The 24,322-nt window shown below is 70.7% G+C and carries 21 protein-coding genes; 12 read left to right on the forward strand and 9 right to left on the reverse strand.

The genetic code is table 11. The features are described from left to right. Positions 1 to 26: 26 nt before the first annotated feature. Positions 27 to 446: a roadblock/LC7 domain-containing protein gene (locus Q0Z83_RS38440; RefSeq protein ID WP_317788244.1), complete on the reverse strand. Its 420-nt coding sequence runs from the start codon at positions 444 to 446 to the stop codon at positions 27 to 29. Beyond that, positions 447 to 3,110 (reverse strand): sensor histidine kinase, encoded by a 2,664-nt coding sequence (locus tag Q0Z83_RS38445; protein ID WP_317788245.1) that lies wholly within the window; start codon positions 3,108 to 3,110, stop codon positions 447 to 449. It lies immediately after the preceding gene. Positions 3,111 to 3,450: 340 nt separating this feature from the next. On the opposite strand from Q0Z83_RS38445, the gene Q0Z83_RS38450 reads away from it, so the two are divergent. Continuing rightward, on the forward strand, positions 3,451 to 4,032 hold the full coding sequence (locus tag Q0Z83_RS38450; RefSeq protein WP_317788246.1) for a hypothetical protein: 582 nt from the start codon (positions 3,451 to 3,453) through the stop codon (positions 4,030 to 4,032). A gap of 12 nt (positions 4,033 to 4,044) precedes the next feature. Beyond that, the gene (locus tag Q0Z83_RS38455; protein WP_317788247.1) at positions 4,045 to 4,944 is read left to right on the forward strand and encodes a hypothetical protein; all 900 of its coding nucleotides are present in this window, start codon (positions 4,045 to 4,047) and stop codon (positions 4,942 to 4,944) included. 102 nt (positions 4,945 to 5,046) lie between these two features. Here Q0Z83_RS38455 and Q0Z83_RS38460 read toward each other — a convergent pair whose 3' ends face one another. Both Q0Z83_RS38460 and Q0Z83_RS38465 read right to left on the reverse strand, forming a co-directional pair. Next, the gene (locus Q0Z83_RS38460) at positions 5,047 to 5,496 is read right to left on the reverse strand and encodes a hypothetical protein (RefSeq protein ID WP_317788248.1); all 450 of its coding nucleotides are present in this window, start codon (positions 5,494 to 5,496) and stop codon (positions 5,047 to 5,049) included. Between the two features lie 198 nt (positions 5,497 to 5,694). Next, positions 5,695 to 7,995: a M48 family metallopeptidase gene (locus Q0Z83_RS38465; RefSeq protein ID WP_317788249.1), complete on the reverse strand. Its 2,301-nt coding sequence runs from the start codon at positions 7,993 to 7,995 to the stop codon at positions 5,695 to 5,697. Positions 7,996 to 8,086: 91 nt separating this feature from the next. On the opposite strand from Q0Z83_RS38465, the gene Q0Z83_RS38470 reads away from it, so the two are divergent. Further along, positions 8,087 to 9,361, forward strand: coding sequence for a cytochrome P450 (locus Q0Z83_RS38470; RefSeq protein WP_317788250.1), 1,275 nt, complete (start codon positions 8,087 to 8,089; stop codon positions 9,359 to 9,361). Here Q0Z83_RS38470 and Q0Z83_RS38475 read toward each other — a convergent pair. Beyond that, positions 9,324 to 10,730, reverse strand: coding sequence for a family 20 glycosylhydrolase (locus Q0Z83_RS38475; protein ID WP_317788251.1), 1,407 nt, complete (start codon positions 10,728 to 10,730; stop codon positions 9,324 to 9,326). The genes Q0Z83_RS38470 and Q0Z83_RS38475 overlap by 38 nt on opposite strands. Before the next feature lie 25 nt (positions 10,731 to 10,755). Between Q0Z83_RS38475 and Q0Z83_RS38480 the strand changes: the two genes are divergently transcribed. From Q0Z83_RS38480 to Q0Z83_RS38495, 4 genes are all read left to right on the forward strand, one after another. Beyond that, positions 10,756 to 11,319, forward strand: coding sequence for a GNAT family N-acetyltransferase (locus Q0Z83_RS38480; RefSeq protein ID WP_317788252.1), 564 nt, complete (start codon positions 10,756 to 10,758; stop codon positions 11,317 to 11,319). Then, complete coding sequence (locus Q0Z83_RS38485) at positions 11,294 to 11,800, forward strand: GNAT family N-acetyltransferase (protein ID WP_317788254.1); 507 nt, start codon at positions 11,294 to 11,296, stop codon at positions 11,798 to 11,800. The genes Q0Z83_RS38480 and Q0Z83_RS38485 overlap by 26 nt, the downstream gene beginning before the upstream one ends. A 65-nt stretch (positions 11,801 to 11,865) precedes the next feature. Next, positions 11,866 to 12,471 carry an RNA polymerase sigma factor gene (locus tag Q0Z83_RS38490; protein ID WP_317788256.1) on the forward strand — a complete coding sequence of 202 codons (606 nt, stop codon included), beginning with the start codon at positions 11,866 to 11,868 and terminating at the stop codon, positions 12,469 to 12,471. Next, positions 12,468 to 13,517: a hypothetical protein gene (locus Q0Z83_RS38495; protein ID WP_317788257.1), complete on the forward strand. Its 1,050-nt coding sequence runs from the start codon at positions 12,468 to 12,470 to the stop codon at positions 13,515 to 13,517. Before Q0Z83_RS38490 ends, Q0Z83_RS38495 begins: the two co-directional genes overlap by 4 nt. A gap of 121 nt (positions 13,518 to 13,638) precedes the next feature. Here the strand turns inward: Q0Z83_RS38495 and Q0Z83_RS38500 are convergent, their stop codons facing one another. After that, positions 13,639 to 14,592 (reverse strand): helix-turn-helix transcriptional regulator, encoded by a 954-nt coding sequence (locus Q0Z83_RS38500; RefSeq protein ID WP_317788258.1) that lies wholly within the window; start codon positions 14,590 to 14,592, stop codon positions 13,639 to 13,641. Positions 14,593 to 14,653: 61 nt separating this feature from the next. Here Q0Z83_RS38500 and Q0Z83_RS38505 point away from each other — a divergent pair, with 61 nt between their 5' ends. From Q0Z83_RS38505 to Q0Z83_RS38525, 5 genes are all read left to right on the forward strand, one after another. Then, the gene (locus Q0Z83_RS38505) at positions 14,654 to 15,565 is read left to right on the forward strand and encodes an ABC transporter ATP-binding protein (RefSeq protein ID WP_317788259.1); all 912 of its coding nucleotides are present in this window, start codon (positions 14,654 to 14,656) and stop codon (positions 15,563 to 15,565) included. A gap of 2 nt (positions 15,566 to 15,567) precedes the next feature. After that, a complete protein-coding gene (locus tag Q0Z83_RS38510) occupies positions 15,568 to 16,305 on the forward strand; it encodes an ABC transporter permease (RefSeq protein ID WP_317788260.1) in 738 nt (245 codons plus the stop codon). A 111-nt stretch (positions 16,306 to 16,416) separates the two neighbouring features. Further along, a complete protein-coding gene (locus Q0Z83_RS38515; RefSeq protein ID WP_317788261.1) occupies positions 16,417 to 17,508 on the forward strand; it encodes a magnesium and cobalt transport protein CorA in 1,092 nt (363 codons plus the stop codon). A gap of 144 nt (positions 17,509 to 17,652) precedes the next feature. Beyond that, on the forward strand, positions 17,653 to 20,226 hold the full coding sequence (locus Q0Z83_RS38520; protein WP_317788262.1) for a lipopolysaccharide biosynthesis protein: 2,574 nt from the start codon (positions 17,653 to 17,655) through the stop codon (positions 20,224 to 20,226). A gap of 424 nt (positions 20,227 to 20,650) precedes the next feature. Further along, on the forward strand, positions 20,651 to 20,995 hold the full coding sequence (locus Q0Z83_RS38525; protein WP_317788263.1) for a PRC-barrel domain-containing protein: 345 nt from the start codon (positions 20,651 to 20,653) through the stop codon (positions 20,993 to 20,995). A 67-nt stretch (positions 20,996 to 21,062) separates the two neighbouring features. Here the strand turns inward: Q0Z83_RS38525 and Q0Z83_RS38530 are convergent, their stop codons facing one another. The 3 genes from Q0Z83_RS38530 to Q0Z83_RS38540 all read right to left on the reverse strand — a co-directional run bounded on the left by Q0Z83_RS38530 (position 21,063) and on the right by Q0Z83_RS38540 (position 24,242). After that, positions 21,063 to 22,076: a 3-oxoacyl-ACP synthase III family protein gene (locus Q0Z83_RS38530; RefSeq protein ID WP_317788264.1), complete on the reverse strand. Its 1,014-nt coding sequence runs from the start codon at positions 22,074 to 22,076 to the stop codon at positions 21,063 to 21,065. Positions 22,077 to 22,205: 129 nt separating this feature from the next. Beyond that, the gene (locus Q0Z83_RS38535) at positions 22,206 to 23,120 is read right to left on the reverse strand and encodes an MHYT domain-containing protein (RefSeq protein WP_317788265.1); all 915 of its coding nucleotides are present in this window, start codon (positions 23,118 to 23,120) and stop codon (positions 22,206 to 22,208) included. Between the two features lie 264 nt (positions 23,121 to 23,384). Further along, positions 23,385 to 24,242, reverse strand: coding sequence for a response regulator (locus Q0Z83_RS38540; protein ID WP_317788267.1), 858 nt, complete (start codon positions 24,240 to 24,242; stop codon positions 23,385 to 23,387). Between the last annotated feature and the right edge of the window lie 80 nt (positions 24,243 to 24,322).

A 24,322-nucleotide genomic window follows, 5' to 3' on the forward strand; every position in this document is an offset into this window, starting at 1 on the left:
GCCAGTCGTGAGTCACACGCGGCTGCTCAGAAGACGTCGGACGGTGTGAGCACCGTCCGTTCGGGGGCGGCCATCGTCTGGCCGACCCGGGTGACCAGCATCGCCATCTCGTAGGCGATCAGGCCCAGGTCGGCGTCGGCGGACGCGAGCACGGCCAGGCACGCGCCCTGCCCGGCGGCGGTGACGAAGAGGAAGGCCTCCTCCATCTCCACCACCGTCTGACGGACCGGCCCGGCCTCGAAGTGCCGGCTCGCCCCCTTGGCAAGGCTCTGGAAACCGGCCGCCATCGCCGACAGGTGCTCCGCGTCCTCCTGGTTCATCGCCGCCGACGCCCCCAGCATCAGGCCGTCGGCCGAGAGCACCACCGCCTGCTGCGCGGTTGGCACCCGCTCGACCAGGTCGTCGAGGAGCCAGGTGAGATTCGCGCTCTGCTTCGTCTGTGCCACTTATGCGTCCTTCTCCAGCATGAGGTTCTCCCCGGGACCATCGGCGTGATCGCCGTTCACGCCGGCCTCCGGCCCGGATGGTGCTTTCTCCCCGGTCGCCGCGTGATCCGCGAGAGCCGGGAGACTGACGGTAGCCGCATCGGTGATCGTCACGTCGTCAGGCTGCGCGGCGTGTTCGTCGGCCGTCGGCTGCTCGGTACGGGCCGCATCGGCGCGGCCACGGTTGGTGCCGGTCTGCAGGGCGCTCATCCGTGAACGCGCCTGCTCGGGGCTGACGGCCGGGCCGGTCGCCTCCGGCTCGACGACAGGCTTGCGCAGCTGCGGGGCCAGGTTCGCCTGCCGGATCCGGCGGGGCAGCCCGTCCTCGCCGATGATCTCCCCGGTGGTCTCGCCGGGGATCCTCTCGTCGACGACCGGTGTGGTCTCCTCGACCGCCGGAGCCGAACCGCGCGGCACCGCGCGGGGCGCCACCGGCAGGCCCGCGGCCAGCTCGTCGAGCACCGACAGGTCGACCGTCTTGTCCGCCTCGGCGGAACCGTTCACCGGCGTCGGCAGCGTCGGCTTACGGGTCCGGCGGCGCTGCACCAGGCCCTCCGCGCTCAACTCGGTCGCGACCGTGCTCGGGGCCGGGCCGGTGATCTCCGGGGCGGTCCGGTGGTGACCGTTCAGCGACGGTGCCTCGACCGCCGGGGCACCGGCGATGACCGGGACGTCGTCGGGCGCGGTCGAGCCGCCGGGCCACTCCGGCAGGGACTTCACGTCAGCGGGCGGGACCTCGGCCGAACCACCGAAGCCGGCCACCAACTCACTCGGGACGAGTACCACCGCGGTGATGCCGCCGTACGCCGAAGCACGCAGCGAGACCCGGATGTTGTGCCGCTGAGCGAGCTGGGCCACCACGAACAGACCGAGCCGGGCACTGTCCGCCGGATCGAAGTCGGGTGGCTCGACCAGGCGGCGGTTCGCCTCGAGGATCGCCTCCGGGGTCATGCCCAGACCACGGTCCTCGATCTCGACGGCGTAGCCGTTCGGCAGGGTCTGGCCGGTCACCTGGACCCGGGTGTGCGGCGGCGAGTACGAGGCCGCGTTCTCGATCAGCTCGGCGAGCAGGTGGATCACGTCACCGACGGACCGGCCGACCAGGGACGAGGAGGCGATCGTGCGGATGTCGACCCGCTTGTAGTCCTCCACCTCACTGATCGCGCCACGGACCACGTCGATCACCGGGACCGGGTTGCGCCAGCCTCGGCCGGGCGCGGCGCCGGCCAGGATGACCAGGTCCTCGGCGTGCCGCCGCATCCGGGTGGCGAGGTGGTCGACCCGGTACAGGTCCTCCAGCTCCCGCGGATCGGTCTCCCGACGCTCCATCTTGTCCAGCAGGGACAGCTGGCGGTGCAGCAGCGTCTGGCTGCGCCGGGCGATGTTGAGGAAGACCTCGTTGATGCCGCGCCGGACGTTCGCCTCGTCGACCGCGGACTGCACGGCGGTCCGCTGCACGGCGGTGAACGCGCGGCCGAGCTGGCCGATCTCGTCCTGGCCGTACGCCAGCGGCGGTGTCTCGGTGTCGACGTCGACCATCTCGCCGCGTTGGAGACGCCGCACCACCGAGGGCAGCTGCTCGGAGGCCAGCTCGATGGCGTCGCGCCGCAGCCGGATCAGGCGGCCGACCAGCGAGCGACCGAGACGGACCGAGACGTAGACCGAGGCGCCCAGGGCGACCAGACCGAGCACCGCGGCCAGGCCCAGCTTGCCGAGGATGTCGATGGCGAACGGGGTCGCGTCCTTGGCCACCTGCGAGATCGTGCGCTCGCCGAAGAGCCGCAGCTCCTGGGCGGCGTAGTCGTACGCGTGTTGCCACTCGGTGCCGGAGACCGGGGGTGCGCCACCCGCGTAGTTCTGCGCCAGCAGCTTGTTCTGCAGGATGTCGAGGTCGATGAAGGTCGGGTGGATGATCAGCCGGGCGTAGTCGTCCTGCGAGCTCTCCGGCAGGTCGGCCACACCCGCGCCGAGCAGGTACCGCTCGACGCCGATGTACTCGATCAGGGTCTCGCGCGTCTTGTTGTCGATCCGGCCGCCCGCGTTGGCCCCGGCCAGCAGCGCGTCGATGCGGCTCAGATACTCCAGGCCACGGAAGGTGGCGATGACGCCACGGACCTCCCGGTCCACCCGCTCGTGGAAGAACACCGCGGCGGTACGGGAGACGTCGAACGCCAACTCGATGATCGAGTCGTACTTCTGCGCCAGGTAGAGGAAGCTGGTCTTCCGCTCGTCGACCTCCTGGCGGAGCGGCTCCAGCTCATCGATCTTGACGAGGAAGGCGTCCACCTCGACCTTCAGGTCGTCGGTCATCTCGGTGTCCGCTGCGGCCAGCCGGAACTCGTCGATGATCTGGTCGGTGGTGTCGCGCTCGCGGCCCAGCTCGGTCTTGGCCGGCCGGGTGGTGGCCTGATAGATGGCCGAGAAGTGTCGTTCCCGTTGCAGCTGGGCGATCAACCGCAGGCCGGGATCACCCAGTCTCTGCACCGCGTCACGCGCGTTGAGCAGCGTGAAGGCCGGGCCGGCAGTGACCACGGTCGCGAAGATCCAGATCGCGAGCAACGCGGACAGCGGCACCGCGACCATCGCGATGATCTTCGAACGGATCGACCAGTTGCGGCTTCTCATCAAGCTCCGCCAGAAGGGGTTCGGCAGGGAACGATCAGCGGACCGCCCGTGGCACCGGCCGCTGGAAACGGGGGGAACGTCCGGTACGCCCGTGGCGAGCGCTGGCAAAGAATACGTAATGACGTCCGTCTCAGCTAGCTCCCGGACCCGCCGGATCCCTGCCGTCTCTCCTGTTTGTCCAGCCAGAACGGCACACGATCTTTTTCTCATCGATCGTCGGTCTTACGACACTGTGCGCCCGCACACTGCCCGATTACGACCCTGGTGCGCGTTGTTCGCACGGACGGGATTGGCGCGTGGTGCCGGATGGGAATACAGGGACGGAAGAAGGAGGAACCTGATGTCCGCCACCGCCACCCTCATCGTCGTCCTGATCGTCGTCGTCCTACTGGTGCCGGCCGCGATCGTGGTCGGTGTCCAGGCCGCGCGCCGTCGCCGGTTGCGGCAGACCTTCGGCCCCGAGTACGACCGCGTGGTCGCCGACACCGGCAACCGCACCGAGGCGGAGAAGGAACTGCTCGAACGCACCAAGCGGCACGCGCAGCTCGAGCTCAAGCCCCTCTCCCCCGAGTCCCGCACCCGCTACTCCGCCGCCTGGGAAGAGGTCCAGATCCGTTTCGTCGACGACCCGAAGGAGGCGGTCTCGACCGCCGACGAGCTGGTCACCCGACTGATCGCCGAGCGGGGCTACCCGACCGGTGACTACGACGAGCGGCTCGCCGACCTGTCCGTGGAGCACGCCGCCACCCTGGAGCACTACCGCTCGGCACACGACATCAGCCGGCGCAGCCGTGACGGACAGGCCGAGACCGAGGACCTGCGCCAGGCGCTCGTCCACTACCGCGCTCTCTTCGCCGACCTGCTCGGCGAGGACCCGGTCGCGCACACCACCCACCCCGACACCACCGAATCCAGCCGCTGAGGAGCACCGACGATGCGCTTCTTCTCCAACGAGGCCCAGGACAACGTCGACGACAAGAACAACCGCCACGACGACCCCGACGCCACCGCGCCGGTCCCGCAGCAGCGGCCCGGCTCGCCCTGGCAGCACGACACCGACCCGGCGAACACCGCGACGAGCACGTCCGTCGTGGACGACGCGGACCGGACCGTGGCGTTCAGCGACGGCGTGACCCGCGACCGTGACGACGTGGAGCCGGCACCCAAGCACTCACTCCCCGACGACACGGCACCGAAGCACAAGCTCCCCGACGACACCGTCCCGGCCGCCGAAAACGACAAGATCAAGACCGACGATGGGGTACGGCCGGACGACACCACGGTCGACTCGGCCCTGGACGACCGTGGCACCTTCGACGACCCGCACGTCAAGGACACCGACTCGACCGGCCCCGACGTCAAGAAGACGGACGCGGAGACCGACCCCGACTTCAAGAAGACCGACACGGAGACCGACCCGGACGTCAAGGACACCGGCTCGGGCGTCACGGAGTCCGAGCCGGACCTGAAGGACACCGAGCCCGAGGCGGCGAAGGACGAACCGGCCCCGGTGCACGAGACCGACCCCACGCCGGAGCCGCTGGTGACGCCGGTGGCGGCACCCGCGACCGCCACCGGTCCGCTGCCGTTCTTCCCGGCCGCCGACACCCAGCCGCTCCGCGACCGCTGGCGTGACGTGCAGCTCCGTTTCGTGGACGACCCGAAGGGCGCGACCGCCGACGCGGCCGGCCTGGTCGACGAGGCGGTGGACAAGCTGTCCACGGCCCTGCGTGACCACAAGGGCTCGTTCGCCAAGGGCACCGACGACACCGAGGCCCTGCGGGTCGAGCTGCGCAGCTACCGCGACATCCTGGACCGCCTGCTCGGCCTCTGACGATCATCGAACAAGGGGGAGCCGTCGGCTCCCCCTTTGTCATTCGCGATCGGGAGCCGGGGCGACCCCGTCATTCGCGATCGGGATCCAGATCGACATCCGTCATTCGTGCTCGGGATCCGGGTCGACCGGTGCCGAGACCGACCCGCTGGGCTGCACGGACGGCGACGAAGAGTCGCTCGTGGACGGTGAACCGGACGGTTTCGCCGACGACGACGGCGAGACCGACGGCGACGGTGAGCGCGGCGGAGGCGACGGCGGCACCGGCCGGACCGAGACGCGGCCGGCCTCCGGCGACCGTTCGGCCACGGACGGCGAGGTGGTCGAGGTCAGCGGGGTGTACGTGTACGTGCTCAGCGGTTCGTCGTCGGGCATCTCCCCGGCGCCGGCCCCGCCGAAGTCCATGTCCGCGCCGGGGAACTGCTCGTCGACCGGTGCGGGGCGCTGACCTGGGGCGAGATTGACCGCGCCGAGCTGGGCGCCGAGCCACAGGGCCGGTCCGAGACCGACCGCGAGTATGGCTCCGAAGAGCGCCAACGGCCCTCGTTCCATGACGGCCCCTCCCCCGCTTCGCCCGACGATCGTCTCGCTCGGCCCGGGACTGTGCTACCCATTCCGGACACCGGTGAAGCGAACGATCGCTGACGCCATTGTGACCCAAGGTGACAAAGGGATTACTCCTTCGTCGCACACGCGACTGCGGTCACTTTCGGGTACGGGGATGACCACCGAGGGGTTCAGCCGATCACCTCATCGGGTCCCGGCGAGGAACGTCACCGCCTCCTCCCAGGCCGCCCAGCCACCCGGAAGTTCATCGCTGTCGATGGCAGACCGGAGGCTCAGTTCCCCACCGGCCCGCATGCCGAGCGTCCAGCCTTTGCGCCGACCGGACAATGTGGCGACTCCGGCGACATCGGCGAACGGGACGAACCGTCCGCCACCGGGCAGCGCAAGCCCGTCACCCGCGGGAGGAGCGGCCACCTCCCCCTCCGGCGCGGCCGTCCCACCGGCCGACACCGTCGTCCCACCGGCTGACGCGGTCATCCCGCCGACCGGCACACCGTCCGCCGCGATCCTGGTCAACCGTCGTTTCGACTCCGGTCCGCGCCCGCGCGGCAGCCCCGGCACGAGCAGCAGCCCGAGGTCGGTGATCAGCACATCGGTACGCGCCCCGTCGGCGGAGAGGTTGATCAGTCCACCCAGGACCTGAGCACGTGTCGAGCCCGGCCGGGACGCCACCGCCGCGAGATCCACGCCCGCCTCGGTCAGGTAGGCCCGGACCGCCTCGGTGGTCTCCGGGTCGGCCGCCGCGGCCGCCAGCTCGGCGAGATCGAGGTAGGTCCCGTCGGCCCCGACCACCTCGGCCGCCCCGGTCCAGCTGTGCCGCCACCGGGCCACCCCGCTGCGCAGCGCGGCGAGGGCCAGCATCAGCCCGAGCAGCTCGACGATCCGGGACGTGGTCTCCTCCGGCGGCGCCTCCGGGAAGACCGTCTCGGCGGCCGCCCGGAGCCGCCCGTCGGCCGCGATCGTGAGCAGCTCGGCGGCATCCGGTACCGGCTTCCCGACGGCCCGGGAGATCGCCGCCAGGGCGGCTTCCGCCTCGCGTTCCATCTCGGACGTACGAGCCACGCTGAGGCATTCGTCCCAGCTGACCACGGTGCGTCCGCGAGGCGGGAAGGCGACGACCTGCAACGCCCGCCCGAGCGCCGGCAGATCGGGCACGAGCTCCGCAGCCGGCTTGCGCTCAGTCGCGCCCGGGGCGGACCCGGCACCCTCCGGCTCCACCCCCGACGCTCCGGCAACCGACCCGGCGCCCACCGAAGACGCTCCGGCGAACATCTCGGACGCCGAAGTCGGCCCGGCGGGCGCGGCGTCGAACGAGGCCGCGCCCACCGAGTCGGAAGGAGAGCCCGCGAAGCCCGCAGAACCGGAGGCGCCCGAGGGCGCGGAAGCCGGAGCGGAGGGACCCGCCGGACCGGAAGGAGACGCGCCGGAAGGAGACGCGGACGGGGAGAAACCCGCGGACCCCGAGGAGGCCGCGGAGGTGGACGGGGACGCGGCGGAGGCCGGGGAGACGGCCGGGGAGGCGGAGGAGGCCGCCGATGCCGAACGGGCGGCCGGGGCCGCCGCGGCGAGAGCGGCGATTCGCTCGGGCAGGGGCGGGTGGGTGTCCCACGGACCGGTCGGCTCCGGGTCGCGGGCGCGCAGCATGGTCATCTCGGTGGTCCGGGCCGCCAGCACCCGCAGCAACCCGCCGAACACGTCGTCGGGCACGAATCCGGCCTGCCACCCGGGGCCTACGTATTCGGCATGGAACAACCGCTGCATCCCGGCCAGCGCCGGCAGGTCGCGCAGCGCCGCGATGGTCGCCTCGGTGCCGGCGTGCGCCGCCGCGATCCGGTCGGCGGCCAGCTCCTGGGCCCGGCTGAACGGCTCGTCCATCCGGCGGTAGAACCCGGCGTATGCCCGCAGCACGATCGCGGCCGGCCCGCGCCGGGAGATCCGCGGCATGGCCCGGCCGACCGCGACCCGGCCACGGTAGGCGAGCGGCGCCCACCGCCCGAGCGTCGTCGAGCCGTGGGCCAGCTCGTGGGTGACGATCGCGGTGAGCCGGTCCGGTCCGAGCGCCTGGAGCAGCGGCAGCCCCAGGTAGAGGTCACGCCGCCCACCGATGACCCCGAGCAGTCGGGTGCGCTCGCCGAGGGCCACGGTGGCGTCGGCGACCACGGTCACCCCGGCCGGTGCGGTGACCCCGGCGGCCGCGGCGGCGCCGTCGATCAACTCCCACAGGCGGGGCGCCTGGTCGCGGGCGACCGCCACCCCGGCCGGCGTGCGGTGCCGACTGTGCAGGGCGCGCCAGGTCACGTAGGCCAGCGTCCCGGCCGTGGCCAGGCTGAGCGGGACGCCGATCCGGAGCGCGAGCGCACCGGGCAGCGGCGACAGCACCGCCCAGACGGCGAGTAGCACGACGACGAGCTGTGCTCCGGCGACGACGAGGAACCCGGCCAGCGCGGCTGCCGACCGCCCCGCCCCTGGTGCACCCTTGCTCAAGCCGCGCTCCTCCCGCCCGGTGGGCCACCCAGACTAGGGCCAAAACCGTGCGTAACCGTTTCGTGTCTGCCCTGTGGGTAATACGACCGCTATGGCTGACCTCGATCAGACACTGGCCGTCGCCCTGAAGGGGTACGCGTGGCTGCCGGATCTCCGCCGCCGGGCGGGTGGCGGGCCGGTGCGGACCCGGGTGATGGGGCAACCGGCGGTGGGCGTGTGCGGAGCCGCCGCGACCCGGTTCTTCTACGCGGACGGGAATCTGGAGCGGCACACGGCGCTGCCGGGTCTGGTGGTGCACACGTTGTTCGGCGCGGGCGCGGTGCACACCCTGGACGGCGAGGATCACCGGCGGCGGAAGGCGCTGTTCACGTCGCTGCTGTCGGGTGACGGGATCGACCGGCTCGCCAAGATAGCCGGGGAGGAGTTCGACGCGGCCGCGGACGGCTGGCGGGGCGGGCCGCCGGTGCGCCTGTTCGACGAGTCGGCGCGGATCATCGCGCGTGCGGTGTCGCGCTGGGTGGGCGTACCCCTGGAAGATCGTGAAGTCTCTGCTCTGGCCCGGGCTTGTGTCGCGATGGTGGACGGTTTCGCGACGGCCGGGCCGCGCGCCGCGCGGGCGCTGGTGGCGAGGCGGGTGCAGGAGCGCCGGCTTTCCAAGATCATTGCGGGGATACGGGCGAAGCCGCCGACCACGAGCCCGTTGTCGATCGTGGCGCACCACAGCGACGACGGACGACTCCTCGATCCTCGGGTGGCGGCGGTCGAGCTGCTGAACATCCTCCGCCCGGCGATCGCCGTGTCCTGGTTCGTCGCGTTCGCCGCGCACGCCATGGACATGTGGCCGCGCCATCAGTCCCGGATGCGGGCCGGCGACGACGAGTACACGCTGGCGTTCACGCACGAGGTGCGGCGGTTCTACCCGTTCGCGCCGTTTCTGGGCGGCCGGGCGACCCGGGACATGTTCTTCCGGGGCGAGCCGATCAAGGCCGGGACGCTGGTGCTGCTGGACGTCTACGGGCAGAACCACGACCCGGAACTGTGGACCGACCCGTACCGTTTCGACCCGGACCGGTTCCTGGGCCGGGAGATCGGCGAGTTCGACCTGATCCCCCAGGGCGGCGGCGACCCGCGGACCGGTCACCGCTGCCCGGGCGAGAAGATCACCATCGCGCTGCTGGGCACGTTGTCCCGTCGGCTCGCCGAACTCGACCACTACCTGCCGCCGCAGGACACCACGATCGATCTGTCCCGGATCCCGGCGCTGCCGCGGGACCGAATCCGCCTGGTCGTGCCGGAGCGACAGGTACGGTCGTCGCCCGAGCCGACGCTCAGTGCCAGTCGATCTCTGGCGAGCGGTGGAAGCTGATCCCGGCCGCGGTCCAGCGGGGCCCGAAGGCGGCCAGCCGCTCCCGGAACGACTGCCAGTCCCGGCCGTCCCGCGGTGACCAGGCCACTTCGGCGACCGCGGGCAACCGCGGGAAGGTGAGATAGCGCACATCGTCGACGCTGCGCAGGGTCTCCGACCAGAGCGGCGCCTCGACCCCGAGGATGGCCTCCTCGCCGACACCGGGCAGGCGTTCGGCCGGGTCCCAGTCGTAGGCGCGTTCGACGCTCAGGTGGCCGGCCCAGTCGAGTCCGAGCGCGGTGCCGGCGTCGTACTTCATGTCGAGGTAGGTGCGGTCGGCCGGGGAGACGATCACCCGACGGCCACCGGCGACGGCCCGGGCCACGGCGTCGTCGGCGGCCTCGATCCGCCAGTACTGGACTACCGCGTCCTCGGGCAGGTCGACGGCGGCGATCTCGTGCCAGCCGATCACGCTCTTGCCGAACCGGCCCGGGATCGGCAGCACCCGGTCGAGGAACGTGCGGTAGTCACCGGGCGGCGTGGACAGGCACTCGTCGCCGCCGATGTGCAGGTACGGGCCCGGGGTGACGGCGGCGACGGTCTTGAGGACGGTCTCGACGAAGGCGTACGTCTCCTCCCGGCCCGCGACCAGCGAGGAGTATCCGACCTCGGCGTCGGTACGCGCGGCGACCGGCTGCCCGTCGGCGGTGAGTTCCGGGTAGGCGACGTGCACCGCGTTGACGTGGCCGGGCATGTCGATCTCGGGGACGATCGTGACGAACCGCTCGGCTGCATAGGTGACCACGTCGCCGTACTCGGCGAGGGTCAGAAATCCCGGCCCGGCCCCGTCGACGCCGGTGCCGGCTCCACCGCTGACCTCGGTGAGCCGGGGCCAGCCGGGGATCTCCAGGCGCCAGCCCTGGTCGTCGGTGAGGTGCAGGTGCAGGTGATTGATCTTGAACTGGACCAGCAGATCGACGTGCGCCTTGATCTCGGCGACGGTGAAGAAGTGCCGGGCCAGGTCGAGCATCGCACCGCGGTAGGCGTAGCGCGGGTGGTCCTCGATGACACCGCCGGGCAACTCCGGGCCGAGTTGGCGCAACGTCTGGACGCCCCAGAAGACGCCCTGTGGGGAGCCTCCGGTCAGGGTCACCCCGGCCGCGGTGATCTCCAGGCGGTACGCCTCGGCGGCGAGTGTGTCGTCCAACGCGAGAGTGATCGCGCCGTCGGCGGCCAGGGGTAGGTCCAGGTGCGCGGCGACGCCTTCCAGAACGGGCGGGGCGCTCACCGCCGTACCCCCGGGGATGATCGTGAACGATGCGGCCGGGACCGGCCGCACCGAAGCCGGTCGAGGGATAACATCGCCGAGTCGCTGCGTCCGATCGCTCACTCTGAAGATTGTAAACAGTTAGGCTATGACGACCATCACACGTCTCGCCCGCGCGGGTGACGAAGAGGTCCTGCACGACCTGGCCGCACGGACATTCGGCCTGGCCTGTCCACCCGGGACCGCCCAGGCCGACATCGACGCGTTCATCGCGAAGAACCTGTCGGTCGCCGGCTTTCGCGGCTACCTCGCCGACCCGGCCCGCATCCTGGTGATCGTCTCCGTCGACGAGGCGCCGACCGGCTATTCGATGCTGGTCAGCGGCCCGATCGCCGATTCGGACGTGGCCGCCGTGGTCGACCAGGCCACCAGCATCGAGCTGAGCAAGTTCTATCTGGCGCCGGAACGGCACGGCAGCGGGGCGGCCGGCGCGCTGATGACCGCGACCCTCGACGCCGCCGCCGGGACCGGGGCCCAGACCTGCTGGCTCGGCGTCAACCAGCGCAACGCGCGGGCCGCGCGGTTCTACGCCAAGCACGGCTTCGAGATCGTCGGGGTGAAACGGTTCCTGGTCGGCTCCGAGTGGCACGACGACCACATCCGGCAGCGCGGCCTATCCTCGGCGAATGGCAGTGGTGCGGGCGGCTCGTGACGAGGACGCGGCGGCGATCGTCGACATCTGTGCACGAGGCTATCGGCGGACCTATCCGGCCCTGCTGAGCAGCGAGTTCATCGAGCGGATGATCGCCGAGTTCTACCACCTGGAGCGAGTGTCCAAAGAGGTGCCCGCCGCGCTGCCGGGCTGGCTGGGCTATCAGGTCGTCGAGGAGGACGGGCGGGTCCTGGGCGCGGCCGGCGGCGGCCTCACCGCACCCGGCACCGGTGAGCTGTTCGTGCTCTACCTCGACCCGGACGAGCGCGGCCGCGGGCTGGGCACCCTGCTGCTGGACCGGATCACCGGGCAGTTGCGCGAGTTGGGCGCCACCGAGATGTGGGTGGCCGCGCTGGACGGCAACGAGCTGGGCATCCCGTTCTACGAGGCGCGCGGTTTCCAAAAGGTCGAGAGGCGCCGCACCTACGGCTCCTCCGAGGCCGACAACGCCTGGTCCTGGCGTTTCTACCGGCCGATCTGAGCTCTCGTGAACCGGATCGGCCGGTTCGGGCATCAACGGGTGTGAACGACCTACGCTCGCATCCGATGCACCTCGCCGACGATGTGCTGATCCGGGAATCGATGCGGGAGCCGGAACAGTTCGCGCCGCTTTTCGACCGGCACGCGGTGGCGATCCATCGCTACCTGGCCCGCCGGATCGGGACGCCCGCGGACGACCTGCTCGCCGAGACGTTCCTGATCGCCTTCCGCAGACGCGCCGCCTACCAGCCGCAGGGGCTGGAGGTACGCCCCTGGCTGTTCGGCATCGCCACCAACGTCCTGCACCGGCACGTCCGGCAGGAGGAACGGCGGTACCGGGCACTGGCCCGGGTCGCGCGGGAACAGGCCGCCCCGCACGACGACGACCGGGCCGACGACCGGGTGGATGCCGCGGCCCTCCGTGGCGACCTGGCCGCGGCGCTGGCGAAACTCAAGCCGGGCGACCGCGACGCGCTGCTGCTTCTGGCCTATGCCCAGCTCTCGTACGCCGAGATCGCCGCGACCCTGGACATCCCGGTGGGCACGGTCCGCTCCCGCATCAACCGGGCCCGCAAGGTGACCCGTGCCGCCCTGGAACCCGCGATCACGCTCGACCCGTCCGCCGCGCCCGGCCCGCATGCCGTGCCCGACCACCCGGAGGTGGGGAGATGAACGACCTGGAACTGCTCGACAGGTACGGCCCGGACGCCCCGGCCGCCTCGGACGCGGTGCTGGCCGCGGCCCGGGCCCGGCTGCTCGCCGCGATGGACCCCACCGCACCGGCCCCGCGCCGGCGACCGGCCCTGTTCGGCCGCGGCCCGATACTGGCCGGACTCGGCCTGGCCGCCGCGGTCGCCGTCGCCGTCGTGGCGGTCCCCCGCCCGGACGCCCGGCCCGGCGCCCGCCCCGACACCCGCCCGGATGTGGCGGTCACCGACGCCCCGACCGTCGCGCCCAGCGGGTCACCCGCCGGTGTCCCCTCCACCGCGAGGGGGATCCGTCTGGTGGCGGCCACCGCGCCCGGTTTCCCCTACACGATCCCCGGCCTGGGTGACGCGCGGTTCACCGCCGACCCGGGCGGCCCGATCATCGCGATCTATCTGGCCGACGACTACAGCGACGTCTATCTCAGCCGCGCCACCGAGGCCGACTCCGTTCCCGGGTCCGGCGCCGAGTCGACCGACGTCGAGATCAACGGACGTCCCGGTCGCCTGCTGCCGTTCCAGGGCACCTCGGACAACGGCAAGCCCCCGCTCACACTGGTCTGGGAGCACCGCGACGGGGTGTGGCTGCGGCTGACCGGCCAGGGGCGGTACGGCACCCCGGAAGCCGTCCTCAAGCTGGCCGGGAAGGTCCGGGACAAGCCGCAGCGGCTGCGTTTCGAGGTGACCGTCGGCCTGATCCCGGACGGCTGGGAGCTGGCCGCCTTCAAGGACGAGAGCATCCTGATGTATCGCGATCCGGCCCACCCGGAGGTCGACTTCCAGGTGCAGTGGACGCCGAAGTCACAGCCGCTCTTCCGGGCCGCCGAGGTCGACGGCCTGGAGAAGGCCTCGAAGGTCACCGTGCAGGGCCGCCCGGCCGACCTGTTCCAGTGCCGGGAGTTCTGGATGGCACAGGTGCGGCTGGCCGACCGTTCGATCGTCCGGGTGATCACCCCGCGCACCTTCACCCCGGACCAGGTCCTGCAACTGACGGCGTCGGTGCGCCGTGGCTGAGGTGATTTTTATATAAGCCCGCACTTAAACGTGACAGAAATTTGTCGTACCCCGTCAGTAGGTTCTTCCTTGCGGACCGGCGCCACGGGGGCGCCGGTCCGTCCAAAGAGGTCGGCAGAGATCATGCCGCGTGCCGGATCAGGTTCTCGCCCGCGCGCCGGGCCCGATCGCGCAGCTCGTCGGGTGACTCCACGACGAAGGGCGCGGCCAGCACCCCGAGCACCATCACCGGCCAACCCAGGTCGTCGACGTTCATCCGCAGCCGGCAGCCGCCCTCCGGCAGCTCCTCGACCCCGCCCCAGTTGCCGACGAAACCGCGGACCGTCGCGGCGTCGGCCTGGATCACCACCGACACCTCGTAGCGGTTCGGGATGGTGCGCATCCGCGAGCGCAGCCACTCGACCGGATCACCGCCGGGCAGCTCCCGCGGGCGGAACCGGGCACCCGTCGGCTCCGGGCCGGACAGCCGGTCCACCCGGAAACTGCGCCAGTCGCCGCGCTCCAGGTCCCAGGCCACCAGATACCAACGGCGGCCCAGCGAGACCAGCCGGTGCGGCTCCACGTGCCGGCGCGCGGCCTCGCCCTCCCGCGGTGCGTAGTCGAACCGCAGCCGCTCCTCGCCCCGGCAGGCCATCGCGAGGGTGGTCAGGGTGAGCGCGTCGAGGACCGGGCCGCCGCCGAACACGCCGGGGGCGGTGACCGCCTGAAGCGCGTCGATCCGCCGCCGCAACCGGGGCGGGAGCAGCTGGATCACCTTGGCGAGCGCCCGCACCGAGGTCTCCTCGAACCCGGCGACCGCGCCCGCCGCGGCGCTGCGCAGACCGACCGCGATGGCCACCGCCTCCTCGTCGTCGAGCAGCAACGGCGGCATCGCCGCGCCGGCCTGCAGCTGATAACCACCCGCTACGCCGCGCGCGGCGTCGACCGGGTAGCCCAGCTCGCGGAGCCGGTCCACGTCACGCCGCAGCGTCCGGGCGCTGACCTCGAGACGGTCGGCGAGTTCGGAGCCCGGCCAGTAGCGGTGGGTCTGGAGCAGCGACAGCAGTCGCAGCATCCGTGCACTCGTGTTCGCCATGGCACCAGACTCTCTCCCATTGCGGTCAGAAAGTGGCCGCAGTGAATCCTAACGTCGAAGCATGATTGAGACGCGAGAGCTGACGAAGCGGTTCAAGGACGTCCGCGCCGTCGACGGCATCGATCTGACGGTGGCCCGGGGCGAACTGGTGGCGCTGCTCGGGCCGAACGGCGCCGGCAAGTCGACCACCCTGCGGATGCTCACCACCCTCATCCCACCGACCAGCGGCAGCGCCCGGGTGGCCGGTTTCGACGTGACCCGGCAGCAGCGGGAGGTCCGACTCCGGATCGGCTACATCGGACAGGGCAACGGCGCCGGGCACAGCCAGCGCGGCCGGGACGAGCTGATCAGCCAGGGTCGGGCGTACGGCATGACGGTCCCGGCCGCCCGCAGACGCGCCGACGAGCTGATCGACTCGCTCGGGCTCGGCGAGGTCGCGGACCGTACCGTCTCCACGCTCTCCGGCGGCCAGCGCCGTCGCCTGGACATCGCCATGGGTCTGATCCACGCACCCGAACTGCTCTTCCTCGACGAGCCGTCGACCGGGCTCGATCCGCAGAACCGGGCCAACCTCCAGGAGCACATCCTGCGGCTGCGGGCCGAGCACGGCACCACGATCGTGCTGACCACGCATTACCTGGACGAGGCCGACTCGATGGCCGAGCGGGTGGTGGTCATCGACCACGGGCGGATCATCGCCGACGACACCCCACAGCAGCTCAAGGCCAAACACGTCGGTGATCGGGTGATCCTGGGTTTCGACTCGGCCGACCAGGCCGCTCTCGTACCGGGCGGGACGCCGGACGGCGCCCTGGTCCGGATCACCACCGAGGACGGGCCCCGGCTCGCCGCCGAACTGGCCTCCTTCCACCCGATCTCGATCGAGGTCATCCGCCCGACCCTGGACGACGTCTTCCTCACCCTGACCGGGCGCAGTCTGCGCGAAGAAGCGAACACCCTCGTAGGAGCCTGATCATGACCTCACTCGTCACCGACACCCGGGTGGTCTTCAGCCGTGAGCTGCGGCCGGTGATCCGCGACCCGTTCTCCGTGATCTTCTCGATGGTCCAGCCGCTGTTCTTCCTCGGACTGTTCGCGCCACTGCTGCCGGGTGACGAGTCGCTGCAGTGGTTCGTACCCGGAATCATCGTGATGTCCTGCCTTTTCGGCTCCTCGATGACCGGTTCCAACCTGCTGTTCGAGATCCAGACCGGCTCACACGAGCGGATGCTGGTCACCCCCCTGCGCCGGCCCGCGCTGCTGATCGGCCGGGCGCTCAAGGAGATCGTCCCGATGCTGGCGCAGGCCGTCCTGATCGTGGCCGTCTGCCTCCCGTTCGGTTTCGAGCTGCACCTCGGCGGGGCGCTGCTCGGCGTGGCCGTCCTGACCGGGTTCTGCGTCGGGCTCGGCGCGCTGTCGTACACCCTGGCTCTGGCCTCGAAGAACAAGGAGTGGCTGTTCTGGACCGTGCAGCAGACGCTCCTGTTTCCGCTGCTCCTGCTGGCCGGGGTGCTGCTACCACTGGACAACGGGCCGGGCTGGCTGCAGGCGCTTTCGAAGATCAACCCGATGACGTACGTGGTGACCGCCGAACGGGCACTGTTCAACGGTGACGTGTGGAACCGGGACACGCTGGCCGGACTGATCGCAGCGGTGCTGGTCGGCGCGCTGGGTCTGACCGTCGGCGTTCGGGCGATGCAGCGCTCCGACTGAGACGGCTGACCTTTTCCGGTCGGCGCGCGCATACCGGCACCGGTGCCGGCCGGGCCTCGGCCCGCTACCTTGTCCCTCGCAGCTCATGGCGAGGTGGAAGGTGGCGGGCCGATGCGACGCCGACTGATTTCCGGGGTGTTCCAGGAATTCCTGGGCACCATCACTCGGCGGCCCGACGGCGAGAAGGCCACACGTGCCGGCAATCCGGACGCCATCGTCGACTGCGCGGTCTACGCCGGCGGGCTGCGGCACGGCGGCGCGGCACAGGTCTCGTTCACCGACGCGGCCCGGCTCGCCCGGCGTCGGCGCGGCGCGTTCGTCTGGCTCGGCCTGCACGAGCCCGACCTGGCCACCATGCGCCCGGTCGCCGAGGTGTTCGGCCTGCACGACCTCCTCGTCGAGCAGGCCGTCGCGGGTGGTCACCGACCAGGTGTGCAGACGCTCGGCGAGGTGACCCGACTGGTGCTGCGGACCGCCCGCTACGTCGAGCACGACCGGCTGACCGCCACCTCCGAGGTGGTGGAGACCGGCGACGTGACGGTGCTGATCGGCCCCTGGTTCGCGATCACCGTGCGGCACGGCCCGGTCGGTCCGCTCTGGGCGGTGCGCAACGAGCTGCAGAACCGACCCGAGGTGCTGCGCCAGGGTCCGTGGTCGGTGGCGTACGCGGTGGGCAGCCGGATGGTGGACAGCTACCTGGACGTGGCCGAGCACGTGGAGCGGGATCTGGAACGCATCGAGGAGGAGACCTTCGCCTCCGTCCGCACCTCCGAGTTCGCTCACATCTACCAGCTCAAACGGGAGATGGTGGAGTTCAAGCGGGCGGTGCTGCCGCTGTCCGAGCCGCTCTCCGTGCTGCTCAAGTCGGCGGAACTGCCGGCTGGGCTGCGGCCGTACCTGGAGGACGTGCGCGGCCGGCTGGCCCGGGCCGTGGACCGGGTCGGAAGTTTCGACGACCTGCTCAACTCGATCCTGCAGGCCCGGCTCGCGCAGGTGTCGGTCGATCAGAACCACGACATGCGCAAGATCGCCGCGTGGGCGGCCATCGCGGCGGTGCCGACCGTCATCGCCGGGATCTTCGGGATGAATTTCGAGGAGATGCCGGGACTGGATTCGCCGTACGGCTTCTACGTCTCGATCGCCGCGATGTCACTGATCGGCGGCGGCGTATATCACCGTCTGAAAAAGTCGGGCTGGCTGTAGTCACTTAGAGTCACTGCGCCAAAGTCCACCGATTCGGTCGTTTTGCAGGCCAGACGGACGGCCGAACCCACGCGTACCGCCCTACCAATGAACACGGCGAGTTACTAAGTTCCGTAACTGAGTCGATCATTGGGGGGATTCAGCGTGACGGCAACCGAAGCCTTGCCACGGCACGCACGGCACGGCATGTTCACGGCCCTCAAGGGCCACGTCGACCTTTTCCTCAACGCCGGTTCGCTGATGGCGACGACCCTCGTCACGTCCGCGTTCGGGTTCGCCTACTGGTGGGTCGCGGCCCATCTGGCCCCGCAGGCCGCGGTCGGCCAGGCATCGGCCGCGGTGTCGGCGATGACGCTGATCGGCACGATCGGCATGTTCGGGATGGGCACCATGCTCATCTCCGAACTACCGACCGTGGCCCGCGGTAGATGGGACCTGATCTCCACCTGCCTGCTGACCGCGGGCACCGCGGCCACCGCGGGCGGGCTGTTCTACGTCCTGGCCGCCCACCTGTGGGCGCCCGGCCTCCAGGACGCGCTCGGCGGCAGCCTCGGCACCGTCCTACTGGTGATCGGCATCGCCCTGAACGCGATGACGCTGGTCCTCGACGAGGCCATGGTCGGCCTGCTGCAGGGCCCGCTCCAGCTGATGCGCAACGCCTGGTTCTCGCTGATCAAGCTGGTGCTGCTCGGCCTGGTCGCGGTCGTACCGGGCCTGGCGCTGACCGGCACCGTGCTCCTGCTGACCTGGGTGGCGGGCATCGTCGCGTCGACCGCGATCCTGTTCCGGGTGCTGCGCCGCCGCGGCATGATCGACTCGCTACGGCCCCGGCCGGCCCTGATGCGCGGTCGTGGCCGGGCCACCTTCGACCACAACCTGCTGAACCTGGCCACCTACCTGCCCCGGGCCGCGCTGCCGCTGATCGTCACGGCGACCCTGTCGGCGGAGGCCAACGCGGCCTTCTACACCGCGTTCATGGTGCTGTCGTTCATGGCGATGGTGCCGGGCAACGTGGCCCTGACGCTCTTCGCGGTGACCGCCGGTGACCGGAGCGCGCTGCGCGGCAAGGTCCGGGTCGGCCTACTGATCTGCCTCGGTGGCGGCCTGCCGGCGTCGCTCGTGGTGTTCCTGCTGTCCGAGCAGATCATGGGCCTGTTCGGCGCGGGCTACGCGAAGTCGGCCGGTGCGGCCCTCGCCATCCTGTCGCTGACCTACGTCCCGTTCGTCTTCCACCACTTCTTCCTGGCCATCTCCCGGGTGCAGAACCGTCTGCGCGGCGCGGGGATCTTCTCGGTCTTCGCGGGCATCGCCGAGTTGCTGGCCGCCTGGTGGGCCGGCACCCACGGCGATCTGAACGACCTGGTCACCGCGGTGGCCGTCGTGATGGCCGTCGAGACGGTGCTGGTCGCCCCGACGGTGCTGAAGGTCGTCTTCGCGCCGGTCGCCGAATCCGCGGTAGTAGAGGGAGTCAACGTCATGTCCACCACCAGCCTGACCCTGCACGAGCGCGCCTGGCTGCCGTTGGAGTACATCCGCACCGTCGGCCCGCTGACCGGGGTCGACGCGGCCCGGGTCCGCAACGCGCTGATCGGCCTGCACGCCGCCGACCCCACCCACCGCGCGGTCTCCCGACTGGACCGCTCCGGCGCGAAGTGGCAGCACATGGACGCGGCGTCGTTCGCCGGCTGGGTGTGGGACGCGGTCACCGATCTCGGCCCCGGTCCGGTCGACTTCGACGCGATGACCCGGCAGCTGCAGGCCGAACCCCGGGCCGATCACCCGGTGCGGATCCTGGTCGGCGGCGGATACTTCGCGCTCAAGGTGTCGCACGCCTACGGCGACGCCGGGCCGGTCAACACGCTGGTCCACGAGCTGGTTCAGGCGGCGTACGAGGGCCGCGCGGCCCGGATCGCGCCGTCCAAGCGACACCGCACCGCACTGCTGAAGGCCTGGTGGAAGCAGTTCGGACTGCAGCCCGCCCGGTGGAAGGAGGGGCTGAGCTTCGCCCGTCCGCCGCACACCGAGGAGGGTCCGGCCCGCCCGTGGCAGGCGAACCTGACCGTGACGACGGCCCGCTCCAGCCAGGTGCTCGGCCAGATGCGGACCTGGCGTGACCAGTACGCACCAGGTGTCACCACCTCGGCGATCACCTTCGCGGCGTTCACCTCGGCGCTGATCGAACTCGGTCTCGACCCGGACCTGCGGGGCGGCACGTTCCTGGCTGACGCCCGTCGCTACCTGGACCGGGACGTCAGCATCGACAGCAACTTCTGCATGGGCCCGTACCTGACGCCGCCGAGCCTGACCGACCCGGTGGCCATCCACAAGACGCTGAAGGCGGAGCTGGCCACCGGGCGGATCCTGACCATGATGCTGCTGCGCGAGGGCAAGATCCTGCTGACCGGCGCGCCCGGGATGCCCGACCCGTTCCCGTCCGAGATCGCGGCCGAGGCCCGGCCCCGGCTCACCTTCAGCAACCAGGGCCGGCACGACGTGCTCGGCGACCTGCCGTGGGCGGTCGAGCCGGCCGGGCGGGTGAACCAGAGCGTGCCGACGCTCAACGGCCCGGAGGGCATCACGCTGACCACCAGCGAGATGAACGGTGTCCTGCACCTGGAGGCGACGTTCCACGCCAGCACCTACCACCCGGCGCTCGTCGCCCGGGCACTGGAACTGGTCTGCACCGACCCGGCCGGATTGATCATGGCGCGTCGCTGAAATGTATTAAAGATCGATCAGCAATGGTACGGCTATGCGAAGTGACGCCCGATCGGGAATTCCCGATCGGGCGTCACTCCCATTCGCGCCCCTGGCCCCCACCACCGTGCCCCGGAACGCCGGGACCGCCGTGGCTCGGGCCACCCGGCCGGCCGTGTCCGGGACCGCCCGGACCGTCCAGGCCACCCCGGGCCGGTGCTACGCGACACGGGCGGCGAGAGCAGCGCCGTACGCGAGTCCGCCGGTCGCCTTCGACCGGCTTGACAAAGCGGACACTATGCGGGATTCCGCCGTACGCCATTATTTTCGACGGCGTTTCGGTGTGAAAAAGATAATCCGGGCAAAACGCTTGCATCACGTAAGTCGAAAAGATGATGTTGGCGGGCTCGGCTGAATCACCCCGGGGACGGGGTAATGCGACGACATGACGCAGCACACCGCACCAGAGGATCTCGGCGCCCAGGTGTCGTACCTCGTCCTCAAGGACGGCACGGCCGTCTACGACCGCTCCGGAGCCGAGGTCGGCACGGTTGACCACGTGCTCGCCGACGAACCGGCGAACGTCTTCCACGGCCTCCTGATCAAGACCGGCGACGGGCACCGGTTCGCCGCCGGCGATCAGGTGGACGGCCTGTTCGAGCACGGCGTGATCGTCGCCGAACCGGCCGACCGGCTCCCCACCCCGAGCGCCGACACCCCGGCCGAACTGGCCGAGAACCGGGCCACCGGCCTGAAACGCGCCTGGGAGTGGCTGATCCAGCCCAAATGAAAAATCGGCCGGCTCTCAGTGCTGCCCCGGCGCTCCGGGACAGCTCTGCGAACCGGCCGACCTGTTTCTAGCCTCGGCCCCAGCGGAGCAGGCAGGCCCCCAGGGACATGCCGCCGCCGAAACCGGCCAGCAGCACCAGCTCGCCGTCACGCAGCGAGCCGTTGTGGGCGGCGTCGTCCAGGGTGACCGGGAGCGAGGCGCTGCCCACGTTGCCGTACCAGGGCAGCGTCAGGTGGGTGTGTGCGTCCTGGAGCCCGGCCGACTCCACCAGCTCCTGGAGCATGATGCCGTTGGCCTGGTGCGGGACGAAGTGGTCGACGTCGTCGGCCTTGAACTCGTTGCGCCGCAGCAGATCGTCGAGGGCGGGCGGCACCCCGGTCGCCACGAACTCGCGGACACCACGGCCGTTCATCCGGAAGTAGTGGTCCCCGTCGGCGACGGTCTGCGGGGAGGCCGGGAGCCGGCTGCCACCCGCCTTGACGTGGATCAGGTCGTTGGCGTCGCCGCGGGACGACAGCTCGAGGTCGATGATGCCGTAGCCGTCGGGGACGCGGCCGACGACCGCGGCGCCGGCGCCGTCACCGAAGAGCACAGCGGTCCGCCGGTCGCCGAAGTCCAGGATCCGCGAGTACACATCGGACGCGATCACCAGCACGAGCGCGTCCGGCCGGGCCTGGACCAGGCCGTTCGCGACGCTGAGGGCGAAGACGAACCCGGCGCAGACGGCGTTGACGTCGAAGCAGGCCGCGCCGGTGGCGCCGATCGTGTGCTGCACCAGGTTCGAGGTCGGCGGCTGCGGGGAGTCGCCGGTCGAGGTCGACACGATGATGTAGTCGATCTCGGCCGCCGTCACCCCCGCCCGCCGCAGCGCCGCCTGTGCCGCGCGGGCCGCCAGGTCGGAGGCCGCCTCGTCCGGGGCGGCGAACCGGCGGGCTTCGATCATCGTCTTCCGGGACACCCATTCGGGGTCCGCATCGGGCACCAGAGCGAGCAGGTCCACGTTGGTCACGACTCGCTCGGGGAGGTACGACCCGGTACCGAGAATGCCTACCGCCACGCCTGTTCTCCCAGCTCTCCGCACGTTTTCACGTTTCCCGAAACCGCCCTGCAAAGGTAGTTCCGCAGGGCGGTGACGTGCGGATCGATCAGCTGTCGATTCGGCTGATGAAAAGGAGACAGTCGGCAGGCCGCCATCGGCCCGGGGTGGTGACTACTGGCGACCGCGGTCCCGGTACGTCCACGATCCGTCACCGAGAGTAGTGCGACCGGCGCGGCCCTGCGGCTGCTGCTGACCGGCGGGCCGGCCACCGAACGGCACCTGCTCCGGGGTCGGAGTGGCCCCCTGGGCGTGCCGGTGGTCGATCCGGGCCTTGAGGTACTCGGCCGCGGCCCGATCCTCCTCGGTGGGCGCGGAGACCAGCGCGTAACCCATGCCGATGATCGCGAAGACGACCGCGGCACCGACCGGCACGAGCAGACCGGCCGCGGTGGCGCCCTCGACCGAGCCGAACTGGCTCTCCGGGACGACCGACATGGCCAGCATGCCGGTGAAGTGCATGCCGTTCACCGCGATGCCCATGACCAACGCGGACGCGAAGATCGCGATCGGCTTGGTGACCACCAGGGTGAGCCAGAGGGCGACCGTCGCGGCGACCACGGCGATGGCGATCGAGGCGATCACCTCACGGCCGGCGTAGTGGATCTGGCCGCGCAGCTCCATCGCCGCCATCCCGGTGTAGTGCATCGCCGCGACACCGAGGCCGGCCAGGACGCCACCGATCAGGATGCGGATCTTGGAGGCCGTACGCCCGAGGAGCGCGATGGACAGGCCGACGCCCACCGACACCAGGGCGATGATCGCGCTGGCCACGGTCAGGCCGATGTCGTACCGGATCGGGGTGCCGTCGACGTCGAAGCCCATCATGGCGACGAAGTGCATGCTCCAGATGCCGGTCGCGCCGATGGCGACCGCGGCCAGGGTGAGCCACCAGAAACGCTCGCTGCCGGTCTTCGCCGACCGCAGCCGGACAGCGCTGGTGAGTCCGAGTAGTGACCCGAGCACGGAGAGGATGTAGCTGACCGTGGGGGTCAACGCCCCGTACTCGAAGTGATGGATCTGCGCCATCTCGCGCCGTTCCTCTCGTTCGCGATTCCGCCAGGCTGCATACTGCCCGCACCACCGCCATGGGCGTGACTGATTGTGACGCAGGTTTCGTTACGAGAGAACGTGCACAGCATCTCGATTTGGATCACGCCAAACGTGAGACGGAGCGGCTACCCGCACTTCCGGCGACATAAGCCCACAGACTGTCACACAGTCATCACTCGGGAAAGGTGTCGCCAAAGATAACTTTCGGTAACATCGGAGAAATACTCACAAAGGTACGGATCACCCGGCGCGGGCCAACAGGACCAGCGCCTGCGCACGCTGAGAGTGCAGGATCTGCACGGTGTCCTCGGTGCAGGTCCCGGGCTTCTCGTCCATCACGCAGAGGGTGCCGACCACGTGCCCCTCGGTCGAGTTGAGCGGCACACTCGCGTAGGAACGCACCCCGCTGACCGAGAAGAGCGGCGAGCCGGCGTACTCCTCGTCGGCCGCGCTGTCGCCGATCAGGACCGGCACGTCCTCGGACACCACGATGGTGTCCGGCGACCACTCGACGGGCACCCCGCCGGCCTCGCGCACCCAGCGCGGCATGCCGTGCGACCCGGCCACCACCACGCTGTCGTTGAGCACCAGCGTGATCGCCGCCGCCGGCACCCCGGTCAGCTCGGTCAGTCTCGCGGCGAAGGCGTCCAGAGCGTCGGCGTGGGCCGGTCGGGTCAGATAGTCGGAGACCGCGAGCAGGCGTTCCACGTCGACCAACTGGTCGGCGGCATCGTGATGCCGGCCACCGTGGGCGGCCAGCAACTCGTTTGTCGCGTCCACCACGTGTTTGGGGCGCACCGGTTTCGAGATCGTCACATCGCACAGCCCGCGGGCCGCGGCCGGCGCCGCAGCGGACAGCATGATCAGCGGGATGGCCGCGGTCGCGGCGTCGCCGCGCAGTCGGCCGGCCACGTCCAGTCCGCTCATGCCGGGCATGTGATGGTCCAGGATGACCAGGTCCGGGCCGACCTCGTTGACCATGTCGAGCGCGTCGGCGCCGGTCGGCGCGGTACGCACGGTGTGCCCGGCGTTGCTCAGCACCGTGGAGAGCAGCTGCGCGATGTCGGTGTCGTCCTCGGCGACCACGATCGACGCCATCGGTGTTCCCCCATCGCTCGTCCCACGGGTCGCCCGACGATAACCCGGATCCCCCACGCCGTGGCCGTGAACAGGCAATA

Source organism: Actinoplanes sichuanensis, assembly GCF_033097365.1.
GTDB classification, from domain to species: domain Bacteria; phylum Actinomycetota; class Actinomycetes; order Mycobacteriales; family Micromonosporaceae; genus Actinoplanes; species Actinoplanes sichuanensis.

Coding starts and splice junctions, on each gene's coding strand:
- Q0Z83_RS38445 (WP_317788245.1), bottom strand. CDS start 3,110: ATGAGAAGCCGCAACTGGTCGATCCGTTCGAAGATCATCGCGATGGTC.
- Q0Z83_RS38450 (WP_317788246.1), top strand. CDS start 3,451: ATGTCCGCCACCGCCACCCTCATCGTCGTCCTGATCGTCGTCGTCCTA.
- Q0Z83_RS38455 (WP_317788247.1), top strand. CDS start 4,045: ATGCGCTTCTTCTCCAACGAGGCCCAGGACAACGTCGACGACAAGAAC.
- Q0Z83_RS38460 (WP_317788248.1), bottom strand. CDS start 5,496: ATGGAACGAGGGCCGTTGGCGCTCTTCGGAGCCATACTCGCGGTCGGT.
- Q0Z83_RS38470 (WP_317788250.1), top strand. CDS start 8,087: ATGGCTGACCTCGATCAGACACTGGCCGTCGCCCTGAAGGGGTACGCG.
- Q0Z83_RS38480 (WP_317788252.1), top strand. CDS start 10,756: ATGACGACCATCACACGTCTCGCCCGCGCGGGTGACGAAGAGGTCCTG.
- Q0Z83_RS38485 (WP_317788254.1), top strand. CDS start 11,294: ATGGCAGTGGTGCGGGCGGCTCGTGACGAGGACGCGGCGGCGATCGTC.
- Q0Z83_RS38490 (WP_317788256.1), top strand. CDS start 11,866: ATGCACCTCGCCGACGATGTGCTGATCCGGGAATCGATGCGGGAGCCG.
- Q0Z83_RS38495 (WP_317788257.1), top strand. CDS start 12,468: ATGAACGACCTGGAACTGCTCGACAGGTACGGCCCGGACGCCCCGGCC.
- Q0Z83_RS38500 (WP_317788258.1), bottom strand. CDS start 14,592: ATGGCGAACACGAGTGCACGGATGCTGCGACTGCTGTCGCTGCTCCAG.
- Q0Z83_RS38505 (WP_317788259.1), top strand. CDS start 14,654: ATGATTGAGACGCGAGAGCTGACGAAGCGGTTCAAGGACGTCCGCGCC.
- Q0Z83_RS38510 (WP_317788260.1), top strand. CDS start 15,568: ATGACCTCACTCGTCACCGACACCCGGGTGGTCTTCAGCCGTGAGCTG.
- Q0Z83_RS38515 (WP_317788261.1), top strand. CDS start 16,417: ATGCGACGCCGACTGATTTCCGGGGTGTTCCAGGAATTCCTGGGCACC.
- Q0Z83_RS38525 (WP_317788263.1), top strand. CDS start 20,651: ATGACGCAGCACACCGCACCAGAGGATCTCGGCGCCCAGGTGTCGTAC.
- Q0Z83_RS38535 (WP_317788265.1), bottom strand. CDS start 23,120: ATGGCGCAGATCCATCACTTCGAGTACGGGGCGTTGACCCCCACGGTC.
- Q0Z83_RS38540 (WP_317788267.1), bottom strand. CDS start 24,242: ATGGCGTCGATCGTGGTCGCCGAGGACGACACCGACATCGCGCAGCTG.